This is a genomic window from Rhodococcus sp. JVH1 (genome assembly GCF_000280725.2).
Taxonomy (GTDB): Bacteria; Actinomycetota; Actinomycetes; order Mycobacteriales; family Mycobacteriaceae; genus Rhodococcus_F; species Rhodococcus_F jostii_A.
Map to the genome: position 1 here is coordinate 317,913 of NZ_CP166290.1, position 24,054 is coordinate 341,966.

Below are 24,054 nucleotides of genomic sequence, written 5' to 3' on the forward strand. Positions count from 1 at the left end.
GCAGTGAGATCTCGCCTGCAGCCCGGTCCCGAAGGTTCGAGACCGACGTACGGCATTGCCCCGTGGTCGACCGCCGATCGCAAGAAGTACCGTCATCGAACGGCAGCCCGTGCTCGGAGCTTTTCTCCGCCTGAAGAATTGGACCCGATCGTGCTCTACGTCGATGTTGATCACCCACCTCGATCCGGGCGTATGATCCGACAATGCCTACTTCGACCGCAGCCACCAGCGGCATGAGCCGACGCCGTCGCAGGGCTCAGAACGACAGCAGCCCCAACTATCAGGCCAAACGCCAGGACCTGCTGCGGACCGCCGCCGAAGTTTTCAGGGAAAAGGGCTTCGAAGGGACAACGCTCCACGACATTGCCGAGCGGTTCGGGACCGACAGAGCGTCGATCTACTACTACTTCGCGAGTAAGAGAGAGCTGTTCCAGGCCCTGTTCCACGACATTCTGGTCGATGTTCTCGATGAGAACATCGCGGTTGCCGAACACATCATTGCCAGCGACGACGACGCGACCGGAAAGCTTCGCCGGCTCGTCGAGCAACAGCTGAACTCTTACGAGAAAAACTATCCCTTCGTCTACCTGTATATCCAGGAGGACATGACGCAGTTGCAGCTGGACGCAACGTCCTGGGGCAAAGAGATGGCCCGTAAGACCAAGCGCTTCGAAACTCTTGTCCTCGACACGCTCCAACAGGGCGTCGACGAGGGCGCACTGCGTACCGAGGTACCGGTGCAGCTGATGGCGAAGTCACTGTTCGGGATGATCAACTGGACACATCGGTGGCTCAAACCCGGCATGCGCAAAGTGGATGCCAAGCAGACCGCCGAGGCCTTCTGCGCGTTGTTCTTCAGGGGTGCGAGGACGAAGAACTGACTGTGCGCTGGGTCAGGAAACGATCACCTGACCCAGCGCACATCATCAAGGTGCTTTCAGCGACCGGTCCATTGGGCTGCACGCTTCTCGGCGAAGGCTGCCCTGCCTTCGAGCCGGTCCGCACTGCTCGCGTAGGCCTCGATCGGCTCGTACCGGGTTGCCAGCGCGACCTCGAGCGGCCAACCCGCGCGCGACAGAACGGCGTCCTTCGCGGCCTGAACGGCGAGGGGCGACGCCGAGGCGATTCGGTCCGCCCACGATGTAGCAGTTTCGAGCAGCTTTTCGTACGGTACGACCTCGTTGACGAGTCCGTAACGCTCGGCTTGCTGTGCATCGATGCGCTCGCCGGTGAGAATCAAGGCCATCGCGATGTGATGTGGCAGCTGCCGAATCGCACGGTGCATGATGCCTGCCTCGCCGATGATGCCCACCTTGGTTTCGGGAATACCGAACTGGGCGTTGTCCGCCGCGACGATGATGTCGGCGCACATGGCGAGTTCGAAACCTCCGCCGATCGCGTAGCCCTGAACGGCCGCAATCAGAGGTTTACGAAGAGTGAGCATGGGTCCACCGACGCCGGTGAGTCCACCGCCGAGCGCCATCCTGCGGCCATCGCCTTCCGTCCCTCCGCTGACGTTGGCGCCGGCGCAGAAGGCCTTCTCCCCCGTCGCAGCGAGCACGGCGACCCAGATGTCGGGATTCGAGTTGATTTCGGTCCATGCCTCGAACAACGCCGAATCCATCTCGGGATCGATGGAGTTCAGTGCTTTGGGGCGATCGAGCGTCACACGTGCGACGTGTTTGTCCAGCTCGAACAAGATTCCGCTGCTCACGGTAAGTCCTTCCTCATTACTTCTCTGCCACAGGTTGATTGGTCAGCTCGACGGGTTCGCGATAGGCTGCGATAGCGGCCTTCAGGCCCACCTCGGCCACGAACTTGCGGACCTCGGCCACCGACGGTGACAGATGGAGCAGTGCATCCATTTCCGCACCGCCTTGGGCCGCGGTGCGCACGCCCATTGCTTCCATCGTCTTGTTGATGGACAGCTTCTTGATCCGCAGAATGTCCGATGGAGTGCGTGCCATGCGAGCGGCAAGCGCCTCTACTTCGTCGATCAGGTGTTGCTCGTCCACGGCGTGATTGGCCCAGCCCCACTCGACCGCGGTAGTGCCGTCGATCGAATTACCAGGCACGAACGCCAGTTCCTTGGCCCGCTTGGGGCCGACGAGGGGGGCCCACAGTGGGGCGATGTACCCACCACCGAGCGGTATCGCCGGCTCACCGATCTTCGCGTTGCGTGCCACGAAGGTGAGATCGGTGAACACGCACATCTGGGTGGCTCCCGCGATGCAGTAGCCGTGTACGGCGGCGATCACCGGCTTCGGATGGTCCCAGATCGCGAGGAATCGGTTGACGTTGCGAGCCAAACGCTCCCGGTCGGCCACCGGATCCGGATCCGCTACCACTTTGCCGACCTGACCGATGTCGTAGCCGGCCGAGAAGCCCTTGCCGGCTCCGCGGATTCCGATGACCGGACCTCCGGAGGTGGCCAGCGCGGCCAACGCCGCACTGAACTCGTCCAGCAGCTCGTTCGACAGCGAATTGGCCTTGTCCGGTCGGTTCAGGACGATCCAACTGATGGGGCCCCGATGCTCGATCCGAATGTTCTCGAACTGAGCGTCCGGTTTGGTCTCGGCGACCGTTGTCATGCCCGTCCGATCGGAATTTGCTTCTTGACGTGGAAGTCGACGACACCGGACGCCCGCAGTTCCCGCCGAGCGAAGCGCCAGCCGTGCTCGTCGTCGTACACGAAGTCATCGTGGTACTGGCCGAAGAAATAGCCGTCAGCCTTGCCTTCCTTGGTGTATTGATGCCATGCGTAGAGGACCGAACGGACCTTGGCCGAGTTCAGATCCTCGGAGAAGTCGACGACGACGTTGGAGACATGATGGCTGGTGGCCGTGAAGAACGTGCCGATGCCGTCGAGCGTCTCGCGGTAGGCGGCGCGTCCTTCGGCGCCGAAGTCCGGTCCGTAGGCGACGTAGCAATCCTCCGTGAAGAGCTCGGCGAGCTGGTCAGGAAGGTTCATGTCCAGGTTGTAGGCGTAGTCGAACAGAACCCGTTCGATCTTTCCCTTCTCGACGAGCTCGGTGAGCTCGCGGGTGGACACCTCGCGGGTGGCAGTCATAAGAATCTCCTTCAATGCGACTTGTATGTATGGCTTAATTCGATCCAGTGAACTGGATACTGCAGTACGAATTTGTCAACGTTTCCGAAGACTCGCGGAGCCGCCGGACTCGATGACGGGTAGCTCCCGCAGTCGACTGCGTCTCGGGTGCGGACGCGCCGCGAGTCAGGCAGTGACGGGATAGTCGGAGGGTGCGGGGTCGGCGCCTGGCCAACGGACCGGCAGCTCCGTGGTCAACGACGACGCGACGTCGTCCCAGGGGCCTACATGGACGGTGCGCATGTTGCGCGAGGCGAATCGCCAGCGGCCATCCACTCGGACGTACTCGTCTTCGTAGCGCACGGCACCGAACACGGTCGTGCCGCCCGTCGCGATTTCGAGGTGCGCACCGACGAGGCCCGTTGCGTGATCGTCGTCGATGAAGTCGACCAGTACGTAGTGAGGCGTGTGGATAGTGGTACCGAACGCCGTTCGCGCTTGCCGAATCATGTCGGCGATCCCGCTTCCGCCGGTCGCACCGGGGAAACCGCCCGCGGAGAAGGTCCCCTCGGGCGCGAAGGCGTCGGCGATGGCGTCGAAGTCGTCGAAGTCGGACGCCAAAAAGTATCGAACCGCGAGGTCCTGAAGCTCGGCGCGATCTTCGAGCCGTCGCACCCTGGTCTCGATGTCGGTCATCTGCACTCCTTCGGGACGAGCTGGTCGTGCGCATCCGTTGTCGCCCGCACGCGCCGCGATCAACGTCGGCGTAGATCGCTGGTCCGATCATTATGCGCCGTGCCACAGATGTCAACCTCCAATGTCAGTGCACACAGTGTTGCAATCTACGTGGTTGTGGATCAGATCAACGACGCAGTTGACAGAATTGCCGTGTGAAGGCAGGCTTCGAGAGAGCGATGCGCGTCACAGTCGGGTGTGGTAGCCGCCATAGCGGAGCTGTGGCGCTCGTCGACGGCTATCCGTCGCGGGCGGAGTCGTGAGACGCATTGAATTTCGGGCTGGGTGCCATGTCTCGTCAGTGCCCGGACCGGGTCCATTTCGAAAGGGAGACTCCGTATGAGCGGCACGCTAGAAGGCAAGGTTGCATTCATCACCGGCGCGGCCCGCGGGCAGGGCCGCAGCCACGCGGTACGGCTCGCCGAGGAGGGCGCTGACATCATTGCCGTCGATATCTGCCGCTCGATCGACTCGGTGCCGTATTCACTGGCAACGGAGGACGATCTTGCCGAGACGGTCGCGCTCGTGGAAAAACTTGATCGCCGCATCGTTGCCCGAACAGCTGACGTACGCGACAAGAAGGCACTGTCGGCCGCACTCGATGAAGGTGCCACGGAGCTCGGCGGAGTCGACATCGTGGTGGCCAACGCAGGCATCGCCCCGCAGCAGTCGCACGAACCGGATCGCGATGCAGTCTTCGCCGACGTGATCGGCGTCAATCTGGTCGGAGTCTTCAATACCGTCGAGGTCGCGCGGGAACGCATGATCGCGCAGGGGCGTGGTGGGTCGATCGTGATGACGAGTTCGACGGCCGGAATCAAGGCTGTCGGGGGAAGCTCTGGCGCGGGCATCGGTTACACCGCAAGCAAGCACGGGGTGGTGGGTCTGATGCGGCAGTACGCCGTGCTGCTGGCCGAGCACAACATTCGAGTCAACTCGGTACACCCCACCGGGGTGAACACACCGATGGTGGTGGGAAACACCGCGTTGGCGGAGGCATTGGCAGATCCGGCCAACATGGGTAATTCGATCAGCAACTTGCTGCCGATCGAGATCCTCGAACCCGAGGAGATCAGCAATGCCGTCGCCTGGCTGGTATCCGATCAATCCAGATACGTCACCGGTGTGATGCTGCCCGTCGACGCAGGGTTGACGATCAAATGATCGGCACCCAGACCCCGGGAGTGGCCGAGGGATCGTTGGTAGTCGACGACGATCGCGTGATCGACCCAGGACTGTTCCGCAACATCTTGGGTCATTTCCCCACGGGAGTAGTAGCGGTAACAGCAATCGCCGCCGACGGTCGGCCGGTCGGCATGGCCGTAGGATCATTTACCTCCGTCTCGCTGGAACCACCCCTCGTCGCCTTCCTGCCCGACAAGTCGTCGACAACCTTCCCCAAGATCCTTGCGGCGCAGAGATTCTGCGCAAACGTACTCGGGAACGATCAACGGCACGTGTGCCGAAGTTTGTCCCGCAAAGGCGAAGACAAGTTCGCAGATGTCGACTGGATACCGACCCCGTCGGGAATGCCTCGCATTGTAGGTTCCCTGGCGTGGATCGACTGCGAGATCGACGCCGTGCACCACGCCGGCGACCACTACATCGTCGTGGGACGGGTCCATCATCTCGAACTCGATACACCCGAGTCTCCCTTGATTTTCTTCCAAGGCGGTTACGGCGGCTTCGCCGCTACCGAAACCTCCACATGACGGGGTTGCTCGTCGCCAATCGCGGCGAGGTCGCACTACGCATCATGCGCACTGCGGCCGCACGAGGTCTGCGCACCGTAGCGGTGTACAGCGAGGACGAACCTGATGCGCCGCACGTAATGCGCGCGGACGAATCGATTCCGATTCCCGGAGTCGGACCGTCCGCATATCTGGGCGTGGCGAACATCTGCGGCGCGGCGTTGTCGACTCGGGCAACGATCGTGCACCCCGGCTACGGGTTCCTCAGCGAAAGTGCCGAGCTGGCCGAAGCATGCGCCGCGGCCGGGCTGACTTTCGTGGGCCCGGACGGTCCAACCCTGCGCCTTCTCGGGGACAAGTCCACCACCCGGGCACTGGCCACCCGATGCTCGGTCCCCGTGCTGCCCGCCACACCCGGCCCGACTACCAAGGCAGCGGCCCGCGACTTCGCCGAGTCCCTGGGCGCGACCGCGGTCATAGTCAAGGCCGCCGCTGGTGGCGGCGGGCGCGGCATGCGCATAGTCGACGATCTCCGGGAACTCGATCAAGCCATCGACAGGTGCCGTTCCGAAGCCGAACGTAGCTTCGGCATTCCCGATGTCTACGTCGAGGCCTATCTCCCGCGCGCCCGCCATATCGAAGTTCAGGTGGCCGGCGACGGTAGCAAATTCCCCATGCACCTGTTCGACCGGGATTGCACTGGACAGCGTCGCCACCAGAAGATGGTCGAGATCGCGCCGGCGCAGTTCTTACCCGACACCACGCGCGAGGCTCTGTTCACCGCCGCTGTGTCACTCGCCTCCGCAGTATCACTGCGAGGCTTGGCGACTTTCGAGTTCCTGGTCGACGCCAATGACCTCGATCAGTGGTATTTCATCGAGGCCAATCCCCGGTTGCAAGTCGAGCACGGCATCACCGAACAAATCACCGGCCTGGACCTGGTGGGTCTGCAGCTCGACCTTGCGCACCACCGGACTCTCCCGGACCTGAACCTCTCCCCCGGCGCCCTCGGTCACCCCCGTGGCATCGCAATCGAGGCCCGGATCACCGGAGGACCCAGACCGGACGGTTCCGACCGACTGAAGGAAGTGCGCTTTCCCACCGGACCGCACCTTCGAGTCGAATCACACATGCAGCCCGGAATGCGGGTCGGCACCGGTTACGATCCATTGCTCGCAAAGGTGATAGTTCATCAGGATGACGGTGACTTCGCCACCGCCGCTACGGAGTTGTATTCGTCCCTCGACGATGTTCGTCTCGATGACCTCGATACCGACATCGCTACACTCCAGTGGTTCGTCGGCAGCGACGCGTTCCGATGCGGTCGAACGACGACACGAACGATCGACGACCACCTGGTGAAGACGGCACCGGCGAGCGAGGCGGCACCGGACGAGGAAACCGTCGACGTTCGGACTCCAGTGACCGGAACCGTCGTCGCGCTGTCGGTGAAATCCGGTTCCACTGTCGACCGCGGCGACGTCCTGGTCACGGTCGAAGCGATGAAGATGGAAACCGACGTACGCTCGCCAGTTTCCGGGTCCGTCACCGCCGTGCATGTGGAGGTCGGGCAGTCGGTATCGGCCCGAACCCTACTTGCGGCCATTGAGCCGAACGGCCATCAGCCCGAGCAAGCGGCAATCATCGACCGCCTCGACCTCACAGCCACACGATCCGACCTCGACGACATTATGGCTCGACACCGGCGAACGCTCGACGAGGCCCGCGTAGCCGCCGTCGAACGTCGGCATCAGCGTGGCAAGCGCACCGCGAGGGAGAACCTGCGGGACCTGTTCGATCCCGAACCGTTCCATGAATACGGATCTCTCGTGGTCGCAGCACAACGCCGTCGCAGGCCCGTCGCCGAACTCGAAGACTCCACACCGGCGGACGGTCTCGTCGCGGGCTTTGGGACTGTCGACGGTTATCAAACCGCAGCATTGGCCTACGACTACACCGTGCTGGCTGGGACACAGGGGCTCCAGAGCCACAAGAAGGCTGAGCGGATGTTCGACCTTGCCGGCAGGCGAGGGACCCCCGTCGTCGTGTTCGCCGAAGGCGGCGGCGGCAGACCAGGCGACACGGACGACATGTCCCGCGCAACACGGATGGATCTGGGAACGTTCGTTGCACTCGGCCGCCTCAACGGAGTAGTGCCGACAGTCGGGATCGCCTCAGGACGATGCTTCGCAGGCAACGCTGCCCTGGTGGGAGCATGCGATGTCGTCATCGCCACACAAGACTCGACTATCGGTCTCGGCGGTCCGGCGATGATCGAGGGGGGTGGTCTCGGATCCTTCGCTGCGGAGGAGATCGGGCCTGTGTCGGTTCAGGGTCCCAACGGTGTCATCGACGTGCTCGTCGAGGACGAGGCCGAAGCAGTAGCGGTCGCACGACGCTACTTGGGCTATTTCCGCGGGTCTACGACAACGTGGAGGGAACCCGATCAGCGGCAGCTGCGGCACATCGTGCCCGAGCGACGCAGCCGACCCTTCGACATACGCACCATCGTCGACACCATCGCAGATGAAGACTCTGTGCTCGAGCTTCGCCGCGACTTCGCACCGGGCATCGTCACGGCGTTGGTTCGGATCGAGGGACGGCCTACCGGTGTCGTCGCCAACGACGGCAGCCGTGCCGGCGGGACTATCGGAAGCGCCGAGGCAGACAAGATGGCGCGCTTCTTGCAACTCTGCGAGGCCTATGCGATACCGGTCGTGTCGCTCTGCGACACAGCAGGATTCCTCGTCGGACCCGACGCCGAACGGACGGCATCCGTTCGGCACGTCAGCCGCCTGTTCGTCATTGCACCATCGCTCACGGTGCCGTTCTGCACAGTGATCGTGCGTAAGGCATACGGGCTCGGCGGCCAGGCGATGGCCGGGGGCAGCTTTCGTGTTCCCGACGCGATCGTGGCCTGGCCGACCGGTGAACTCGGTGCGATGGGCCCGGAAGGCGCAGTGAAACTTGGCTTTCGCCGTGAGCTCGATGCCATCGTCGACGACGCCGAACGGGACCAGGCCTATCGTGCTCACCTCGAGCAGTATGAAAAGCAGGGCAAAGCGATCAACGCTGCGTCGGTCTTCGAAATCGACGACGTCATCGATCCGTCCTCGACGAGATCGTGGATCCTCTCGGTGATCAGCACGCCACGACCGGACCGCCCGTCCAGCGTGCGCCGTCGGATCGATACCTGGTAGCGCCTCAGTACCGCAACGGCGCTGATCGGAAGTGGCCGCGGTTCGATCTCTCGGCCAGCATGACCGGTACCACACGTGCTCGCCGGGGGCATGCCGGAGATTCAGCTGCACGACGGATCTCTGTATCGTCTACGCGATCATGACCTGATCATCGAGCGCGACTCCCGCTCCACAGCCTCGGTTTCAGTCGGTAACCCAGGCGGGGGCGAGCCTCGACACGGTCGTGGTGGGGCAGGCGCGTAGGTGTCACAGACGCCGTTGACGTCCCAGTTCACTCCGCGCAGCAACGTTGCATCCCGTCCGTGCTCGCCTCCCGGTCCGCTCGGCCAGCATCCACTCGCTGTTGCATTCGAGGGACTGCGGTTACGACCGGACGAATCGACCGGCGAGTCGCTATGAGAATGCATTCTGACCGGCAGCTGCCAGATCGACGAACACCTAGTCGGTATCGACCACCCGTCAAGGAACGCTGCTACCGTATGTGGTCCTTATCCGCGAACAGTGCCCCGGAGTCGTATGCGTCTCCGGGGCACTGTTCGGTCAAGGACTCAGGGTCGTGACGGTCTTGCCACGATCACCGTGCTGTGTAGTTCTCCAGGTCGGGGCGTTGGGTCATTTGCCAGTACTCCACGTTCAAGAACGGCATCACGAATACCACCCGACCGTGTGAGTTTCGGTAGTAGGTCGACATTCCGCGGTGCGTCCAGACCGTACGCGCATGCGTCGAGTCGACGAGTTCGTTGTACTCACGGTTCGCCTCTGCTGTCGCATCGAGGGCTTTGATTCCGTTGCGGAACATTTCGGTGAGAAGGCCTCGGATGTAACGCATCTGCACCTCCATGAAGAACATGAAGCTGCCGCTGCCGGGGAACGAGTTCGGCCCGCCCAGCATGAAGAAGTTTGGGAAATCGGGTACGGACACACCCAAATAGGCCTTGGGGTCGTCGTCGTTCCAGGCCTCGCGGAGCGACAGTCCACCGATCCCGCGCACATCCATCGAGCTGACGAACCGTGCCGCCTCGAATCCGGTAGCCCACACGATCACGTCGACGTCGGTCTGCGTACCCTGATCGTCGACCAATCCCTCTGCCCGTACAGCGGCGACCGACCTGTCGATCAGGTTGACATTGTCCCTGCGCAACGTCGAGTACCACCCGTTGTCGAGCAAAATGCGCTTTCCGAACGGAGGGTAGTCCGGCAGGACCTTGTCGAGCAGGTCTTCCCGGTCACCGACCTGTGCAGTGATGTACCGGGTGAAGTACTCCCGGTGCGCGTCGTTGCGTGCGTTCACCGAACGCTCGGGGTGATCCCATTCCGGATCGACTCGCAACGATTCGATGACCTTGTCGCCGAACTGCCAGAACAGTCGAATCCAGTACCAGCTGTGATAGATCGGGCACGTCTGCATGAGCCGTCGCAGCTCCATCGGGATAGGCATCCTGAACTTCTCGAACGGAGCCACCCACTGGGGAGAACGCTGGAATATCGTCAACTGCGCTACCTGATCGGCAATAGCCGGGGCGATCTGCATCGAGCTCGCACCCGTTCCGACGATCGCGACGCGCTTGCCGTCGAGTTCGAGGTTCTCCGGCCAGTCGGCGGAATGGAAGCTGATCCCCTCGAACTTGTCCATACCAGGAACGTTGGGGGTTTTCGGTCGATTCAACACGCCCACGGCGCTGATCACCACATCGGACCGCAAGGTCGAGGAAGAACCGTCTGGGTTTCGCACCTCGACAGTCCATTGAGCTGCGTTTTCGTCATAGGTTGCCGATCGCACCTCGGTTCCGTACCGAACACGCTCGCCCGCGCCGAGGTCCTTCAGGACCCGAGCGAAGTAGCCCTGCAGCTCGTTGCGGAGCTCGAAATGCGTAGTCCAGTCATTCTTGGCGAACGAGAACGAGTACAGATGGCTGGGGGTGTCGACACCGGCACCGGGATACGTGTTCTGCCACCAGTTCCCGCCGGCCTCGGGCTGCTTCTCCAGGATGACGTAGTTCACCCCCATGTCTTCGAGCTGCTGAGCGGCGGCGATTCCGGCGACGCCCGTGCCGATGACGATGACCGAGAAGCCCTCGGGGGCCTCGATCGGATCGAGGGCAAGATGCGGTGACTCCGGCGCCGCCCGACGTGCCAGCTCGAGCGAGAGCATCGGCCCGTACTCCGCACCAACGGGCTCACCCATGCACACGCTCATCATGCGTACGGTCAGGTCGGGGGACGGTGCCTCGATGGCCGGGCGGACGCCGTTCTGTAGATCGAGGATCGCCGAGACAGCAGCTTCGCGAATCTCGTCTTGCACTGCCTCGTCGAGACCACCGGAGTCGTGATCGCCGAGTCCCTTTCCTCGGGTGGGTCGATAGGGTGCCTCCAGCCACTTCTCGTCCCCGGTGGTTTGGAACACGACCATCAACAGGGAGGGCACGTTTGCGCGCCCGACTGCCGTTCGGACCTCGGCTTCGGTCAATCGGTCTGGATTGAAACCCACCCCGGTTGCACCATCCGGGGCCGGGGACTCACCTTGCACTGTCTTCATTCGATTACCTCTCGCATCGATGTGGCTACCGGAGACCAGCGCTCCTCGCCCGGATCACTCCCACCCTTCAACGCGCGCGTTGATGAGTCGCTCCCTCATGGTGGCAGCAGGCACGCAAACTTGTCAACGTCGAAGTTGATTTTCATCGTTCCATCCACGTATGCGTTGACATTCCTATCCGACACGGGCAACATTCACGTTGACGTTGATGTGGCTCGAGTCACAACGACCGGTCTTCCCTGCTCATCCACTCGCCGGATGGGTGAAGCACATCCTGAAACGGACGAACCCCATGTCGAACATCACGAGTTCAAACCCAGGTACCGAACTGGTGCTGGATGTCAGCAAGTCACGAAAAGCGCTGGTAGCGGGTTCTCTCGGAAATCTCGTCGAATGGTACGAGTTTGCCATCTACGCTTATATGGCACCGATCATCGCACCGCTGTTCTTTCCCTCCGAGAATCCGACGGCCTCCATCCTCTCGACATTTCTGCTCTTCGCCCTGGCGTTCTTCCTTCGCCCCATCGGTGCACTCATCTTCGGGCGGATGACCGACCGAATCGGACGCAAGCCAGTTCTGGCGCTCATCATCGGACTGATGTCCGTCGCGACAACCTGCATCGGTCTCCTGCCGACGCACGAAGCGATCGGGCTGCTCGCACCATTGCTTCTAACGCTGTGCCGAATCGCCCAAGGCATCTCCGCGGGCGGCGAAATGGGGGGCGCAGTATCTCTGATGGTGGAGTCCGCACCTGCGAACAAGCGCGGCGTGTACGGATCCTGGTCCTTCGTGGGAACGACACTGGGATTCGTGCTCGGTGGCGGAGTTGCCACACTGTTGGCAGTCCTCCTCTCGGACGACGCGATGGCTTCGTGGGGGTGGCGCCTCGGATTTCTGCTGGCCGCTCCCATGGGTATCGTCGTGTTGTACCTGAGATTGAAGGTCGATGAGACACCCCACTTCAAACAGGTCAAGGTGGAAACCGAAGCCGGCGACCTCCCCTCCCCGGCAGAAACAGCACGCCGTCCACTGACCTACCTGCTGACCACCCTCGGCGTAGTGGTGGTCTACAACGCAGTCGGAAACACATTCATGGTCGGCATGCCCACCTTCCTGTCCACGAGCTACAACATGTCGTTCGAGCGCTCCTACTTTCTGGCGCTCGTGACTGGACTGATTGCCGGGCTGACGATGCCCCTGTTCGGCGCCGTGTCCGACCGAATCGGTCGACGACCGGTCCTACTTTTCGGATCCGCCGCCGTGGTGGTGCTGTCCTACCCGCTGTACTCCATGCTGAAGTGGGGATTCGGTGGAGGACTGGTGGCGCTCATCATCGCAGGAATCCTGATCGGCGTCGTGGGAGGACCCATGCCGGCGTTCCTGTCCGAGCGTTTCCGCACCCGCAATCGTGCAACCGGTGTCTCGGTGACCTACGCACTGTCCGTGGCGATCTTCGGCGGAACCGCACCGTACATCATCACATGGTTGGCCTCGGCGACCGGCGACCCCCTCTCCGCCGCCTACTACACCCTCGGTTGCGCGATCATCAGTGTCGTGGCCTTGCTGACCCTTCGGGGATCGCAACGCAACCAACACCGGGAAGAACTCGAACTGTGACACCGCTTCGTCGATCCAACCCGCCCAACGAGTGCAGACAGGTCGGGTCATGAACGAGGAACTGAAGAACCTGCTGGACAAGCAGGCCATAACAGAGGTCATCCACCGGTACTGCCGCGGAGTCGACCGATGTGACGTCGAGCTCCTCGAGTCCGTGTATCACCCGGACTCCTACGACGATCACGGCTACTGGAAAGGAAACGGGCGGGAGTTCGCCGCCTTCGTGGCCGGACGACTGACCGAGGCGAACTCGGCCACGACCCACTCCGTCACCAACACACTCATCGACATACTCGACCACGAGACTGCGCACGCAGAGAGCCAGGTTATGGTCACATTGATCCGGAGAGGGGACGGCCCACCGATCGTCGACCTGATGGGCGCACGCTACCTGGACGTGTTCACCCGCAAACACGACGTGTGGCGGATCGCCGAGAGGACGGTAGTGCTGGACTGGCACAAGTGCGAACAGTGGCGATCCACCAATCCACCCATGCCACTCGATGGATTCAAACAGGGAGCCCGCAGCAACGACCCCCTCTACAGCTTCCTCGGCTCGACAGAATCGAGCCGATAATGCGAGCGGTACTCTGCGAAACACACGGCTCTCCAGAAAACCTCAGAATCGAAGACGTGCCCAGACCCACCCTCGGTAACACGGACGTACGCATCTCCGTCCGCGCTGCAAGCGTCAACTTCCCCGACACCTTGATCATCGAGGGCAAATACCAGGTACAGCCAGAACTTCCCTTCACCCCCGGCTTCGAGGTCGCAGGAGTCATCACCGAAGTCGGCTCAGGCGTCACCGAATACACGGTCGGACAGAAAGTAATGGCCTTGATCGGCGCAGGCTACGGCGGATTCGCCGAGGAGTCCGTCACCGACCAACACACCGCAGAGTTGATCCCCGACGGAATGGACTACACAACTGCAACAGCGTTCTACTCCTGCTACGGAACAAGTTTCCACGCTCTCGTTCAGAGAGGCCGGTTATGCGTAGGCGAAACCCTGCTCGTACTCGGTGCCGCAGGCGGGATCGGCCTCGCAGCAATCGAGATCGGCAAGGCACTCGGAGCTCGGGTCATAGCGGCAGCCGGCAGCCCAGAAAAGCTCGCAATGGCGAAAGCACATGGCGCCGACGAACTGATCAACTACCGCCAGCACGATCTACGAGGCGCAATCCGTAACGCGACACGAGGGAAAGGCGTCGATGTCTGCATCGACGCCGTCGGCGGGGACGCCTTTCACGCAGCTTCTCGTGAGATGGCGCAAGGGGGACGGCTGCTGGTTGTGGGATTTGCCAGTGGATCGATCCCGAGTGTCGCGGTCAACCTCCTACTGCTGAAGGGCTACTCCGTAGTCGGTGTCTACTGGAACACATTCGTGCAGTCGAATCCCGCCGAAAAGGCGCGCAACTCGAGAGAACTCGCGAGGCTCTTCGCCGCAGGCAAACTGCGGCCGCTGGTGTCGAATACCTACCCCATGACCGCTGTCGCCGAAGCGTTGACGGCCGTCCACACCCGAGAGGTGATCGGCAAACTCGTCCTCACCGTTCCCTAACCACACCCGCACGTCCAGATGAGCGATGTTCAGGCTCACACCACATATAGTCGAAGGAAGCAACGGATGCTGCTCGAAGGTAAGCGAATTCTGGTGACCGGCGGTGCCCAAGGCATCGGTGCTGCAATAGTCAAGTCCTACGTATCCGAAGGAGCCCAGGTCTACTCCTTCGACCTGAACGAAGAGGACGGATCCACAACCGCGAGAGAAGCCACCGAGACCGGCCCTGGATCCGCCACCTTCAATAAGTTGGACATCACGGACGGACCTGCAACAGACTCAATCTTCCGCAGCGCCGCGCAAGATCTAGGAGGTGTCGACGTCCTCGTAAACATCGCAGGTCTCCAGAGATCCGCCATGGCCGAGGACATCACCGACGAGCTTTTCGACAGTATCTACCGAGTCAACGTGCTCGGCACAATCCATACGAACCAATCAGCCTTCCGGATCATGAAGGATGCAGGCACCGGCGCCATCATCAACTTCGGATCCATGTCCGGTTTCACCGGCGAACTCTCCAATTCGACGTACGGCTCGTCGAAGGGTGCCGTACACACGTGGACCCGGACTGTTGCACGAGAATGGGGGCCGTCGGGAATTCGCGTCAATGCCGTTCTCCCCTATGTAAATACGCCAATGTTCGACAAGTACACCAGCTCTCTGGGAGCGAGTGAGCTCGCGGCTTACCAAGAACAGCTACGCAAAGATATTCCTCTCGGAGGAACCTTCGGCAACGCAGAGAGAGACCTTGCACCGGTATTGGTTTTCCTGGCAAGCGACGCCTCGCACTTCATCACAGGCCAGCTTCTACCCGTGGACGGCGGATTCGCTGCCGTCCGCTGACTGTATGGTTCGGTCGTGTTGAGGCAATCGCCCTGTAGGATGGAAGATTTCGTGGTCCATCCCACTCGAGAGCGGTCCTCCGGCCGAGCTTGCCACCAGCTGCCGCTCTTGGCGCTTCCTGAGCCAATTCGCACCGCCGCACTTTAATTCGGCGCCGCAAGATCCGCCGGGCGCTGTCGCTTGCGCACTCATCCAGAGGTATTCTCCGGCAAGCTAACGCGAAGGATTGACGGATACGCCGGACACGGCTTAGATCGTCTTCGAGACGTCAAAGCGAAATTCGATTTGCGGAAGTAGCCCTTCACGTCGGCGTGCCCTTGGGTGCTGCAGCGCGAGGCTCGATAGGTTGACCTGCGGGTTGACGTGCCGGGGCACAGCGAACGCCTCGAATACGAGAAAACATCTGCCGGGCGTTGACGCGACTATCCGACGAAGAGCGAACTGAGGTGGGATATATGACCAAGCCCGTACTTCTCGTGCACGGCGCCTTCACCGGATCATGGGTGTGGGACAAAGTGGTTACCGAACTGAAACTACGCGGCATACAGGCAACTACCGTGGATCTTCCGAGCCAGGGTGCGGACGGAACGCTCGAGCGAGATGCCCAGACAGTCCGTGACGCGCTCGAGGTAGTTCATGAGCCGACCGTTTTGGTCGGCCATTCGTATGGCGGTGCCGTGATCACCCGTGCCTCCGCGAACAACGACGGCGTGGCGCATCTCGTCTACGTCTGTGCGGCTCTGCCCCAGGCCGGCGAAGCTGTGAGCGATCTCCTGGGCCACGACCCGGAGCCACACGATGACCTCGCGGGAGCGCTCGAGCAGCGGGCGGACGGGACCGCCACCTTCAAGCGCGAGGTAGCACGGGAGACCATGTTCAACGACGCCACAGAAGAGCAGCTCGCCCCGGTACTGGACAAGATGGGCCCACACGCCCTCGGCACGCTCGGTGAACCAGCCACTGGACTCGGCTGGCAACAACACCCCGCCACCTACGTGATCACGCTGCAGGACAAGCAGTTCTCGGTCGCCTTGCAGCAGGAGTTCGCGAGCCACGTCGATACTGTCGTCAAGGTGGACGCCGGCCACGGACCGATGTTCACCAAGCCTGCCGAGATCGCCGACGCGATCGCCGCGGCGGCGAACTGAGCCCTCACAAGGGACCGGATCGAATTCGGGCCGGCTATCGAGAAGTTGCAGCCACGAACTCAACAATTATGTAGACGCTCAGCTCGCTCGATCCCCGCTCTCCCCGTCCTCCGATTCCGACATCGCGGCACGTCACATGCGATCCACCAACTGGACGAAGCCACCTCGGGCGTCAACATGTTCGTAGAAGTGTTCAACGTTAGAGTTGACAGCGTGTCGCGTTAGGTGCAACCATCATGGACAGAGCGACGCACGTCACATGCGCGACGCGATGTGCTCATGCAGTTCCACCAGAGGCAGGCCGAAGTGATCGGGCGGCGTTCTGAGTTCGACGGGAGCCAGGCAGCGCAACGGCCCGAGCCGTACCACCAAATACCGAGGACGAACAGGAAACTGCGGCCCCTACGCCGAGAAGGATGACCCGATGACACTCACCGAGACCAACACAGTGATCGACCCGGGGCATTTTCGCACCGTGCTCGGCCACTTCCCGACCGGCGTCGTGGCGATCACCTCGACCGATTCGGCTGGACTACCGGTCGGCATGGCCGTCGGCTCCTTCACGTCGGTCTCGCTCGATCCGGCGTTGGTCGCGTTCCTCCCGGACAAAAGCTCCAGCACCTTCCCGAAGATTCGCGAAAGCGGCCGTTTCTGCGTGAACGTGCTCGGTGCCGGCCAGCAGGACATCTGCCGAAGTCTCGCACTGAAGGGTTCTGACAAGTTCGCGTCGATCGACTGGACACCGACACAGCATGGCAATCCGCGTATCCACGACTCCATCGCGTGGATCGACTGCGTGATCGATACAGTCCACGAGGCCGGTGACCATTATCTGGTGATAGGCCGGGTCGCATCACTCGAGGTCGAGGATGCGACCTCACCGCTCATCTTCTTCCAGGGCGGCTACGGCTGTTTCTCCTCGACATCCCTCACCGCCCCCGGCGAGGCTGATCTGTTGCACCCCCTGAGCATCGTTGATCAGGCCCGCCCGGAGATGGACGCGGTCGCCCGCGAGCTGGGTGTCGAATGTTGCGCCTCCGTCGCGATCAGAGACCAACTGGTCCTGGTAGGAAGCAGCATGGCAAGCACTCTCCCGACGTCGCCACACATCCGCCTCGGCCAACGGATGCCCTTCGTACCGCCGCTCGCACTGCCACTGATGGCATGGACCGAAGGACGCGAACTCGACAAGTGGATCGGCCGCGGCGGAGAGGCACTCGATCGAGACCTACTCCTGCAAGCAACCACACGCGTCCGTGACCGCGGCTGGTCGCTCGTGCTGCGTAGCGATGCCCAGGTGCGATTTGAAGGCGCTGTTGCGCGGCTTCCACTGACCGGCGCAACGGGCGATCTGGCAGGTGACGTCACCGCAGCCGCCCGCGCCCTCAGCCTCGAAGGATATGAACCGGCCGAGATCGACCCTGCTGCCACATACGATGTCCGGATCATCAGTGCACCGGTATTCGGTAAAGACACGCAACCGGAGCTCCTGTTGAGTCTCTACCAGCTCCCCCATCAATTGTCCGGCGCGGCGGTCGAACGGTACCGAGATCGTTTGCTGACCGCCGCCGAGGCTGTCACCGCGAAGCTGGCCGGAAATACAGCCCCCACGGCGTAATTCGAATCCGCTAAGGGACCTGTTCCGACCGAACCTAGCCTTAACAAAGAAAGCGATACGGGCCTACTACTCGCCATCCGTGGCCAGCACTTCAGAACTGGGACTTCGCACCGTCGCGGTCCGCAATCGCAGCCGAGCTGACCTCTCCCGGTCCCGGTGCCGGACGCCGAGCAGACCCTCGCCAACCTCGGGCACCCCAACCCCCGCCTACGGGCCGACCACCGGATCGCCTCCGCCAGCCTGCGGACCGCTCTGCTCCAACTCTGGAACCTCTGAACCATGGCGGCCAATACGCAGCGTGACCGGCGGAAATGACACGTCCCCACGAGTCACCGAACCGCCATAATCGCCGACAATGCACGCAATTATGGCAATGCCGGCAGGTCGCTTCCGCGGGTGGCGGTTCGCCGTCCCACCCTGTGGCTCGCGCCTTGGCGTCGGCTCACCCGGGTGGGGTCATGCCAGGGCGAGAACTCGGGAACGTGCCTCCAGGTAGCGGGCGAGGAGGTCGAGCATCTCGGCGTCCGGGTGCGCGAGTTCGGGGAGGTTCTTCGCGCTGATGATGGTCTGATCGACGGCGGCGACCTGCCGGCGGCATTCGTCGAGCGCCTCCGGCGTCATTGTTGCGGTGTCGAGCCGGTCGGTGAGGTACCGAATCGACGTCTTCAGGCCCAGTCCCGGGTTGCGGGTGCCGTTGCCGGCCCGGCGGGTTTCGACCATCTGCCACCACTCGTCCAACTCGGCCAGCACCGCGGGATCGGCGACCGCGATCCGCAACGCACGGTCGAGCGACTGCGAATCGGTGAGATCAACCTGGTCCACACCTGCTGCGCGGGTGAGGATCTGGCCGAGTTGGTGGTTGGCGAGGCTGTCCCCGCGGCTCCACCAGTACGACACCATCACGTGTACCTTGCTCGCCGCGGCCAGCTCCCCCACAACATTTCCCTTCAACGCGAGACGAAAGCTTCGAATCCATCCTCACAGCCCAACAACCGCCCCGGAGTTCCGGGTCAGGGCCGTGGATCGGCGATTTCAGGCTGTGCGCCGGGAGGCGTGGGCCGCAGCGCACATCGGGCACCACGTGCGCTCGCCGACGATCCACCCAGTCGTCTCGGCAAACGCCACCGCCTCGGGCCGGCCGGCGACGGCAGCGGCGAAGGTGTGTTCGCACAGATCGCACCGCACCGTCCAGCCGCGCCTGCTTGTGGATCGCACCAATGTATGACCATTCATGTTGTCCCCCGACGTCAACTCTCTGCTGCTCCAGCATGGCACAACCCGCGGCGTGTGGTGGCCCACGCACAGTGCACCCTGGCCGCCACATCCTCAGTACCCGTCCCCCGTCTCGTCGGCATCAATGCCTGCACGAGGAGCACGTGAGCGCCCTACTGCGGCGGGGTTCGTCGCGGTCGGTGCGCAGCGAACACCGCCACCGTTCCGACGACGGTGATGTCGGCGGACTCGAATGCTGCCGACAGCGCGGTGCGCAGGCCGTCGAGGTCGTCGGCCCGGTTGTCGAAGGCCTTGATCGGCCCGTTGTAGAGGGCGCAGAGGGTGCGGCCGAAGAGGTTGTGCTCCACCCCGGTCCCGAGGATGGTGGAGCCGAAGCACACGCCGTCGTCGGCGACGACCTGGGCGATGTGCCCAAACGCTTCCCCCTTCTGCGTCCAGGTTCCGGGAACACAGTGGAACACGAAGTTCGCTGCGACGGAATCGAATACGCCCACGGCGGGGTCGAGGGGGGCGAGGATGCTTCCGGTGTGAACCTCGGGGGTGATGTTCCGGTCGGCGAGCCGACTGGTGGTCATCGCCATCGTGTGGGTGTTGAGGTCCATCAGCGTGACCTCGGGCGCCGCGCTCGGGTGGGTGGCCTGGTGGAGGTACCAGCCGGTGCCGGGGCCGATGTCGAGGTGCCGGCCGCCCAGGTGGGTGTTGTAGTGGGTGAGGAGTCGTTCGCGGGGGCAGCGCCAGGCGTAGGTGTTGCTCCACTTCAGGACGAAGGTGTCGTACGCCGCGAGGACGGCCCGGCTGTACTTGTTGGCTCCGTCCTTTTCCGCCTGAGTGACCTCACCAGCTGTCATGTGTGTGCGCTCCCCCTGATAATTGTTGATCTGTCGTTGCTGTGCGAAGCCGATCCCCCGCAGGCCGTGGACGATCCTAACGGTCTTGAGAACCTTCCGTCGCGGTGCACCACATTCACACACGTCACTTTCCCGCCCGGTAGGAACCCATACTGCACCGGGATCCGCTGGGGGACGAGATGTTCCGTCGTCATGACAAACCTGAGGCCACGGGTACGACGGTGATCATTCGGCGCGGCGCCGGCGTGCTGTACGCAGGTCGGTGCGCGCGCCCTGGCCGGGTCTGTTGTGGGCCCACGCGGTGATCTCCGAGCGTTTGAACAGCGGGGTGCGGCCGATCCACTCCACCGGTGCCGGTGCTTGCCCACGGGAGACGTAGCCGCGGAACGTCGAGGAGGACAGCTCGTTACCGGTTTCCTCCTTGATCAACTCGAGGGCCTGAGCTGTGGTCAGTCGATGTGGGTTGGCCATCGGTGAGCCCTTTCTGTTCATCACCCTTTTCGGCGATGCCGGCAGGGGGTCCGGTTCGGTCGGTGCTGCCCTACGATACAGCGATACATTGCAAGGTGCGAGCCGCACGGGAGTTCCTGCGGAGGACGCTCCGGCGGAACGTCACCAGGGGCCCACACGCGTCATGTTCGATGACGCGGACAGTCAGCGGCCGGGCGTCGGCACGACGGAATGGGGCGTCCAGCTGGGGAGATGACATGTCCCCGACATCCCGCGATTCCCTCCAGACTGCCGGGCGAGGGCCTCTCACGTAGGACACCGCGGCCCCGGGCGGTGGCCGAGGCCCCCGGCCGCAGCGCACGGCGCTTCATCGCGGCAACCGAACGCAGACCACGGCCGCCGGCCCTCGGACCCTCCCACGCAGGGTCCGAGCAGTGGATGCAGCCCACGCGGATCACTTCGGCGGTGGCGATGCCCGCACAGGCGCTATTGCCCGCCGCCGAGGGTGCGCGACCATCCCTTGGCGATGATGCGCGCCGAGACCGTTTGGGGCACTTCCCCGGGCACGGAACAGTTCGGCGCCGTGCGCATCATCTTCAGAGTGTGCGGGCGGAAATCTCGACCCCTGCACCGCGCAGTCGTTCGACGAGCACGTCGCCGAGCGCGGTGGCCGGGGTGAGGACACCGGCCTCGTCGGGGAGCCGATCGCGGTCGAGCACCAGGCTCAGGGCCGCCTCCCCCAGCAGGACCGCGGTGGCCCGGTATCCGGGATCACCCTGCGCCGTCACCCGGGACGCGTACCGGGCGCCGGTCGTGGTGGTGGTGTAGATGTCCATCGCGAAGTAGCCGTTGCGCTGCGTCTTGTCGCTGGGGCCCTCGCCGGGTGCAGGCAGGATGCGGTCGAGGACGTACCGGGTGGGCGGAACGCTGAGACCGAGGACGAGCCCGCCGAGGATGGCCGCGACACCGGCCGCGTAGACGCGGGACAGGCGCGAATCACCGACGCTCATCACCTCCCGGTACTTGAACTTGCGGCCGTACACCCACCCTTTGAGGGCGTTGCTGCGCCGCACGACGCGGGTGTTGTAGGAGCCCATGACGAACGGGGCCTTCCATCCGCGTACCTGCGGGGCGATGTCGGCGCCGTCGACGACGGCGACGTCGGATTGTCGGCCGAGGTCGGGTTCTTTCGTCCGGTCGGGGCTGAGCGAGTACGGGGAGGCGGCGAGCCGGCGCAGTGCCGCATCGCCCCGGGAGACGTCGATCTGGGTGCGCAGCGAGTCGATCGTTCCGCCGGAGACTCCGCCGCTCAGCGACGCGACCAGGGTGGTGTCGGTGAGTTCCCCGGCGCCGTCGGCTTGGATCTTCTGGTGCAGTACGTGCACGCCCAGGTCGGAAGGGATGGAGTCGTAGCCGCAGGAGTGCACGATGCGGACACCGTTGGCGCGGGCCTTGTCGTGGTGGGCGTCGATGCTGGCGCGGACGAACAACACCTCCCCGGTCAGGTCCACGTAGTCGGTGCCGGCCGCGACGGCGGCGGTGACGAGTTCGGTGCCGTACTTCGCGTACGGTCCCACTGTCGTCGCGACAACCCGTGTGCGGGAGGCCAGCTCGGCGAGCGCGACGGGGTCGTCGGCATCGGCGATGACGATCGGCCAATCGGCGGCGCGGGGCCCGAGCGCCGCCCGCGTTGTTTCGAGTTTCGCCTGTGACCGTCCGGCGAGTCCGATCCGCACACCGCCGGGGGCGGTGCGTGCGAGATAGTCGGCGAGCAACCGTCCGACGAACCCGGTGGCACCGTAGATGACGAGATCGAGTTCACGTCCGCTGTCAGTCATGCGCGGAAGCCTAATGGGAGTCGATCAGCGAGCCTTCGACAGGAAACGGATCACGAGGGGGAAGCTGATCACCGAGCCGCCGGCCGGTGAGCACTGCGAGAGCCTGGAGTGAGGGTCGATTCAGATTCCTGATTGTAGAGCGTGCCCCGGCCGGTCGGTGAGGTCGCCTGTAGCGCTGATGGGATGTCGTGCCAACCTCGAGCACTGGTCCATTAGGTAGCCGCCGGGTGTCCTCGAGCTCGAAATTGATTGAGCGAAAACCGAAGGAAGGGGCGGTGATCGATGATCTTCGTCGGCGACGATTGGGCCGAACAGCATCACGATGTGTATCTGATGGACGAGGCCGGGCGGAGGTTGGCATCTCGGCGGCTGCCGGAAGGGCTGGCCGGCATCCGGCAGCTCCATGAACTGGTAGCCGAGCACGCCGAAGAACCAGGTCAAGTAGTTGTCGGCATCGAAACCGACCGCGGCCTGTGGGTACAGGCGCTGACCGCCGCCTGCTATCAGGTGTACGCGGTCAACCCGCTCGCGGCCGCGCGCTACCGAGACCGGCACCACGTCTCGGGTGCGAAGTCCGACCCCGGTGACGCCAAGCTGCTCGCGGACCTGGTGCGCACGGACCGACACAACCACCGCCCGATCGGCGGAGACAGCCCGGACGTGGAGGCGATCAAGGTCCTCGCCCGCGGACACCAGAATCTGATCTGGGCCCGCACCCGGCAGACCAACTCACTGCGCTCGGCACTGCGGGAGTACTACCCGGCCGCGCTGGAGGTGTTCGACGACCTGCACGACCGCGACGCCCTGGCCGTGCTCGGTCGCGCCCCGACTCCCGCCGAGGCCGCGCACCTGACCCTGCCGGCGATCCGATCCGCCCTCAAAAAGGCTGGCCGGCAACGCAACCTCGACACCCGGGCCCGCGACATCCAGGCCGGACTGAGGGTCGAACATCTCGCTGCTCCGCCGCCGGTCGCTGCCGCGTTCGCCGCCACCACCAGAGCTGCGGTCGGCCTCATCGCCGAGTTGAACCGGCAAATCACCGAACTCGAGGCCGAACTGGCAACACATTTTGAGGCACACCCGGACGCCGACATCTACCGCTCCCTGCCAGGACTTGGTGTCATACTCGGCGCCCGGGTGCTCGGTGAATTCGGGGACGACCCCGACCGCTACACCACCACCAAGTCTCGCAGAAACTACGCCGGCACCTCCCCGCTAACTGTCGCGTCCGGCAAAAAACGCGCGGTGCTCGCCCGCCACGTCCGCAACCGGCGCCTCTACGACGCCATCGACCAATGGGCATTCTGCGCACTCTCGTCCAGCCCCGGCGCCCGCGACTTCTACGACCAGAGACGCGACGCCGGCGACCTCCACCACCAAGCTCTCCGCGTCCTCGGCAACCGCCTCGTCGGCATCCTCCACGGCTGCCTCCGCCACCGCACCCACTACGACGAACACATCGCCTGGGACTACCGCCGCACCACCCGGGCTGCTTGACGACTTGCGCCCCTGGGATGTCTACAAGCGACGCGGAGCAGACAGAAGTGGTAGGTGTAACCCTGCGTAACCGCGGCGTGGTGGGGCAGATCCCCTCGAATCCCGGCTCTCGCGCCGGCCGAACGCCCCGACCTGATTCCGCTGTCGCTGGAGCCGAGAGGTCTACGGCCGCATGGTCACCATCGAGAAT

20 protein-coding genes and 1 pseudogene are annotated in these 24,054 nt (G+C 63.4%); 12 read left to right on the plus strand and 9 right to left on the minus strand.

The genetic code is table 11. The features are described from left to right. Positions 1 to 203: 203 nt before the first annotated feature. The gene (locus JVH1_RS39065; RefSeq protein ID WP_157174068.1) at positions 204 to 881 is read left to right on the plus strand and encodes a TetR/AcrR family transcriptional regulator; all 678 of its coding nucleotides are present in this window, start codon (positions 204 to 206) and stop codon (positions 879 to 881) included. 56 nt (positions 882 to 937) lie between these two features. On the opposite strand, the gene JVH1_RS39070 is transcribed toward JVH1_RS39065, so the two are convergent. The 4 genes from JVH1_RS39070 to JVH1_RS39085 all read right to left on the minus strand — a co-directional run bounded on the left by JVH1_RS39070 (position 938) and on the right by JVH1_RS39085 (position 3,745). Next, entirely contained in the window at positions 938 to 1,714 is a 777-nt protein-coding gene (locus tag JVH1_RS39070; RefSeq protein ID WP_009478666.1) for an enoyl-CoA hydratase-related protein, read from the minus strand. A 16-nt stretch (positions 1,715 to 1,730) separates the two neighbouring features. Then, a complete protein-coding gene (locus tag JVH1_RS39075) occupies positions 1,731 to 2,591 on the minus strand; it encodes an enoyl-CoA hydratase-related protein (RefSeq protein ID WP_009478665.1) in 861 nt (286 codons plus the stop codon). Continuing rightward, positions 2,588 to 3,070, minus strand: coding sequence for a nuclear transport factor 2 family protein (locus JVH1_RS39080; RefSeq protein ID WP_009478664.1), 483 nt, complete (start codon positions 3,068 to 3,070; stop codon positions 2,588 to 2,590). Before JVH1_RS39080 ends, JVH1_RS39075 begins: the two co-directional genes overlap by 4 nt. A 165-nt stretch (positions 3,071 to 3,235) precedes the next feature. Beyond that, positions 3,236 to 3,745 (minus strand): nuclear transport factor 2 family protein, encoded by a 510-nt coding sequence (locus JVH1_RS39085; RefSeq protein WP_009478663.1) that lies wholly within the window; start codon positions 3,743 to 3,745, stop codon positions 3,236 to 3,238. A 378-nt stretch (positions 3,746 to 4,123) separates the two neighbouring features. On the opposite strand from JVH1_RS39085, the gene JVH1_RS39090 reads away from it, so the two are divergent. From JVH1_RS39090 to JVH1_RS39100, 3 genes are read left to right on the plus strand one after another with little or no spacing between them, the layout of a single operon-like run. Further along, the gene (locus tag JVH1_RS39090) at positions 4,124 to 4,948 is read left to right on the plus strand and encodes a mycofactocin-coupled SDR family oxidoreductase (RefSeq protein WP_009478662.1); all 825 of its coding nucleotides are present in this window, start codon (positions 4,124 to 4,126) and stop codon (positions 4,946 to 4,948) included. Next, positions 4,945 to 5,496 carry a flavin reductase family protein gene (locus tag JVH1_RS39095; RefSeq protein ID WP_009478661.1) on the plus strand — a complete coding sequence of 184 codons (552 nt, stop codon included), beginning with the start codon at positions 4,945 to 4,947 and terminating at the stop codon, positions 5,494 to 5,496. The genes JVH1_RS39090 and JVH1_RS39095 overlap by 4 nt, the downstream gene beginning before the upstream one ends. After that, on the plus strand, positions 5,493 to 8,675 hold the full coding sequence (locus tag JVH1_RS39100) for a carboxyl transferase domain-containing protein (RefSeq protein ID WP_009478660.1): 3,183 nt from the start codon (positions 5,493 to 5,495) through the stop codon (positions 8,673 to 8,675). Before JVH1_RS39095 ends, JVH1_RS39100 begins: the two co-directional genes overlap by 4 nt. 574 nt (positions 8,676 to 9,249) lie before the next feature. Here the strand turns inward: JVH1_RS39100 and JVH1_RS39105 are convergent. After that, complete coding sequence (locus tag JVH1_RS39105; protein ID WP_237735272.1) at positions 9,250 to 11,085, minus strand: NAD(P)/FAD-dependent oxidoreductase; 1,836 nt, start codon at positions 11,083 to 11,085, stop codon at positions 9,250 to 9,252. Positions 11,086 to 11,503: 418 nt separating this feature from the next. Here JVH1_RS39105 and JVH1_RS39110 point away from each other — a divergent pair, with 418 nt between their 5' ends. The 7 genes and pseudogenes from JVH1_RS39110 to JVH1_RS39140 all read left to right on the plus strand — a co-directional run. Beyond that, positions 11,504 to 12,829: an MFS transporter gene (locus tag JVH1_RS39110; protein WP_043781485.1), complete on the plus strand. Its 1,326-nt coding sequence runs from the start codon at positions 11,504 to 11,506 to the stop codon at positions 12,827 to 12,829. Positions 12,830 to 12,878: 49 nt separating this feature from the next. Beyond that, positions 12,879 to 13,406 carry a nuclear transport factor 2 family protein gene (locus tag JVH1_RS39115; RefSeq protein ID WP_009478657.1) on the plus strand — a complete coding sequence of 176 codons (528 nt, stop codon included), beginning with the start codon at positions 12,879 to 12,881 and terminating at the stop codon, positions 13,404 to 13,406. After that, positions 13,406 to 14,389 (plus strand): NADPH:quinone oxidoreductase family protein, encoded by a 984-nt coding sequence (locus JVH1_RS39120; protein ID WP_009478656.1) that lies wholly within the window; start codon positions 13,406 to 13,408, stop codon positions 14,387 to 14,389. Before JVH1_RS39115 ends, JVH1_RS39120 begins: the two co-directional genes overlap by 1 nt. A gap of 66 nt (positions 14,390 to 14,455) precedes the next feature. Continuing rightward, complete coding sequence (locus JVH1_RS39125) at positions 14,456 to 15,232, plus strand: SDR family NAD(P)-dependent oxidoreductase (protein WP_009478655.1); 777 nt, start codon at positions 14,456 to 14,458, stop codon at positions 15,230 to 15,232. Positions 15,233 to 15,687: 455 nt separating this feature from the next. Beyond that, on the plus strand, positions 15,688 to 16,380 hold the full coding sequence (locus JVH1_RS39130; RefSeq protein ID WP_009478653.1) for an alpha/beta hydrolase: 693 nt from the start codon (positions 15,688 to 15,690) through the stop codon (positions 16,378 to 16,380). Between the two features lie 448 nt (positions 16,381 to 16,828). Continuing rightward, positions 16,829 to 17,998 carry a flavin reductase gene (locus JVH1_RS39135; protein WP_157174067.1) on the plus strand — a complete coding sequence of 390 codons (1,170 nt, stop codon included), beginning with the start codon at positions 16,829 to 16,831 and terminating at the stop codon, positions 17,996 to 17,998. Between the two features lie 147 nt (positions 17,999 to 18,145). Continuing rightward, positions 18,146 to 18,274 (plus strand): annotated as a pseudogene (locus JVH1_RS39140) (phosphatidylserine/phosphatidylglycerophosphate/cardiolipin synthase family protein); the annotation flags it as partial. 180 nt (positions 18,275 to 18,454) lie between these two features. Here JVH1_RS39140 and JVH1_RS39145 read toward each other — a convergent pair. The 4 genes from JVH1_RS39145 to JVH1_RS39160 all read right to left on the minus strand — a co-directional run bounded on the left by JVH1_RS39145 (position 18,455) and on the right by JVH1_RS39160 (position 22,367). Next, positions 18,455 to 18,949: a hypothetical protein gene (locus JVH1_RS39145; protein ID WP_371113126.1), complete on the minus strand. Its 495-nt coding sequence runs from the start codon at positions 18,947 to 18,949 to the stop codon at positions 18,455 to 18,457. 434 nt (positions 18,950 to 19,383) lie between these two features. After that, complete coding sequence (locus JVH1_RS39150; protein WP_009478647.1) at positions 19,384 to 20,079, minus strand: class I SAM-dependent methyltransferase; 696 nt, start codon at positions 20,077 to 20,079, stop codon at positions 19,384 to 19,386. A 225-nt stretch (positions 20,080 to 20,304) separates the two neighbouring features. Beyond that, on the minus strand, positions 20,305 to 20,550 hold the full coding sequence (locus JVH1_RS39155; RefSeq protein WP_043781434.1) for an AlpA family transcriptional regulator: 246 nt from the start codon (positions 20,548 to 20,550) through the stop codon (positions 20,305 to 20,307). A gap of 575 nt (positions 20,551 to 21,125) precedes the next feature. Continuing rightward, positions 21,126 to 22,367, minus strand: a complete 1,242-nt coding sequence (locus JVH1_RS39160; RefSeq protein ID WP_009478644.1) for a trans-acting enoyl reductase family protein — start codon at positions 22,365 to 22,367, stop codon at positions 21,126 to 21,128. A 282-nt stretch (positions 22,368 to 22,649) separates the two neighbouring features. Between JVH1_RS39160 and JVH1_RS39165 the strand changes: the two genes are divergently transcribed. Further along, positions 22,650 to 23,864: an IS110 family transposase gene (locus JVH1_RS39165; RefSeq protein WP_009478642.1), complete on the plus strand. Its 1,215-nt coding sequence runs from the start codon at positions 22,650 to 22,652 to the stop codon at positions 23,862 to 23,864. The last annotated feature ends 190 nt before the right edge of the window (positions 23,865 to 24,054 follow it).

Excerpts from the sequence above, each read along its gene's own strand:
- JVH1_RS39090 (WP_009478662.1), top strand. The coding sequence starts at position 4,124 with ATGAGCGGCACGCTAGAAGGCAAGGTTGCATTCATCACCGGCGCGGCC.
- JVH1_RS39065 (WP_157174068.1), top strand. The coding sequence starts at position 204 with ATGCCTACTTCGACCGCAGCCACCAGCGGCATGAGCCGACGCCGTCGC.
- JVH1_RS39115 (WP_009478657.1), top strand. The coding sequence starts at position 12,879 with ATGAACGAGGAACTGAAGAACCTGCTGGACAAGCAGGCCATAACAGAG.
- JVH1_RS39075 (WP_009478665.1), bottom strand. The coding sequence starts at position 2,591 with ATGACAACGGTCGCCGAGACCAAACCGGACGCTCAGTTCGAGAACATT.
- JVH1_RS39125 (WP_009478655.1), top strand. The coding sequence starts at position 14,456 with ATGCTGCTCGAAGGTAAGCGAATTCTGGTGACCGGCGGTGCCCAAGGC.
- JVH1_RS39120 (WP_009478656.1), top strand. The coding sequence starts at position 13,406 with ATGCGAGCGGTACTCTGCGAAACACACGGCTCTCCAGAAAACCTCAGA.
- JVH1_RS39160 (WP_009478644.1), bottom strand. The coding sequence starts at position 22,367 with ATGACTGACAGCGGACGTGAACTCGATCTCGTCATCTACGGTGCCACC.
- JVH1_RS39095 (WP_009478661.1), top strand. The coding sequence starts at position 4,945 with ATGATCGGCACCCAGACCCCGGGAGTGGCCGAGGGATCGTTGGTAGTC.
- JVH1_RS39085 (WP_009478663.1), bottom strand. The coding sequence starts at position 3,745 with ATGACCGACATCGAGACCAGGGTGCGACGGCTCGAAGATCGCGCCGAG.
- JVH1_RS39110 (WP_043781485.1), top strand. The coding sequence starts at position 11,504 with ATGTCGAACATCACGAGTTCAAACCCAGGTACCGAACTGGTGCTGGAT.
- JVH1_RS39155 (WP_043781434.1), bottom strand. The coding sequence starts at position 20,550 with ATGGCCAACCCACATCGACTGACCACAGCTCAGGCCCTCGAGTTGATC.
- JVH1_RS39165 (WP_009478642.1), top strand. The coding sequence starts at position 22,650 with ATGATCTTCGTCGGCGACGATTGGGCCGAACAGCATCACGATGTGTAT.
- JVH1_RS39080 (WP_009478664.1), bottom strand. The coding sequence starts at position 3,070 with ATGACTGCCACCCGCGAGGTGTCCACCCGCGAGCTCACCGAGCTCGTC.
- JVH1_RS39150 (WP_009478647.1), bottom strand. The coding sequence starts at position 20,079 with ATGACAGCTGGTGAGGTCACTCAGGCGGAAAAGGACGGAGCCAACAAG.
- JVH1_RS39100 (WP_009478660.1), top strand. The coding sequence starts at position 5,493 with ATGACGGGGTTGCTCGTCGCCAATCGCGGCGAGGTCGCACTACGCATC.
- JVH1_RS39130 (WP_009478653.1), top strand. The coding sequence starts at position 15,688 with ATGACCAAGCCCGTACTTCTCGTGCACGGCGCCTTCACCGGATCATGG.
- JVH1_RS39105 (WP_237735272.1), bottom strand. The coding sequence starts at position 11,085 with ATGGTCGTGTTCCAAACCACCGGGGACGAGAAGTGGCTGGAGGCACCC.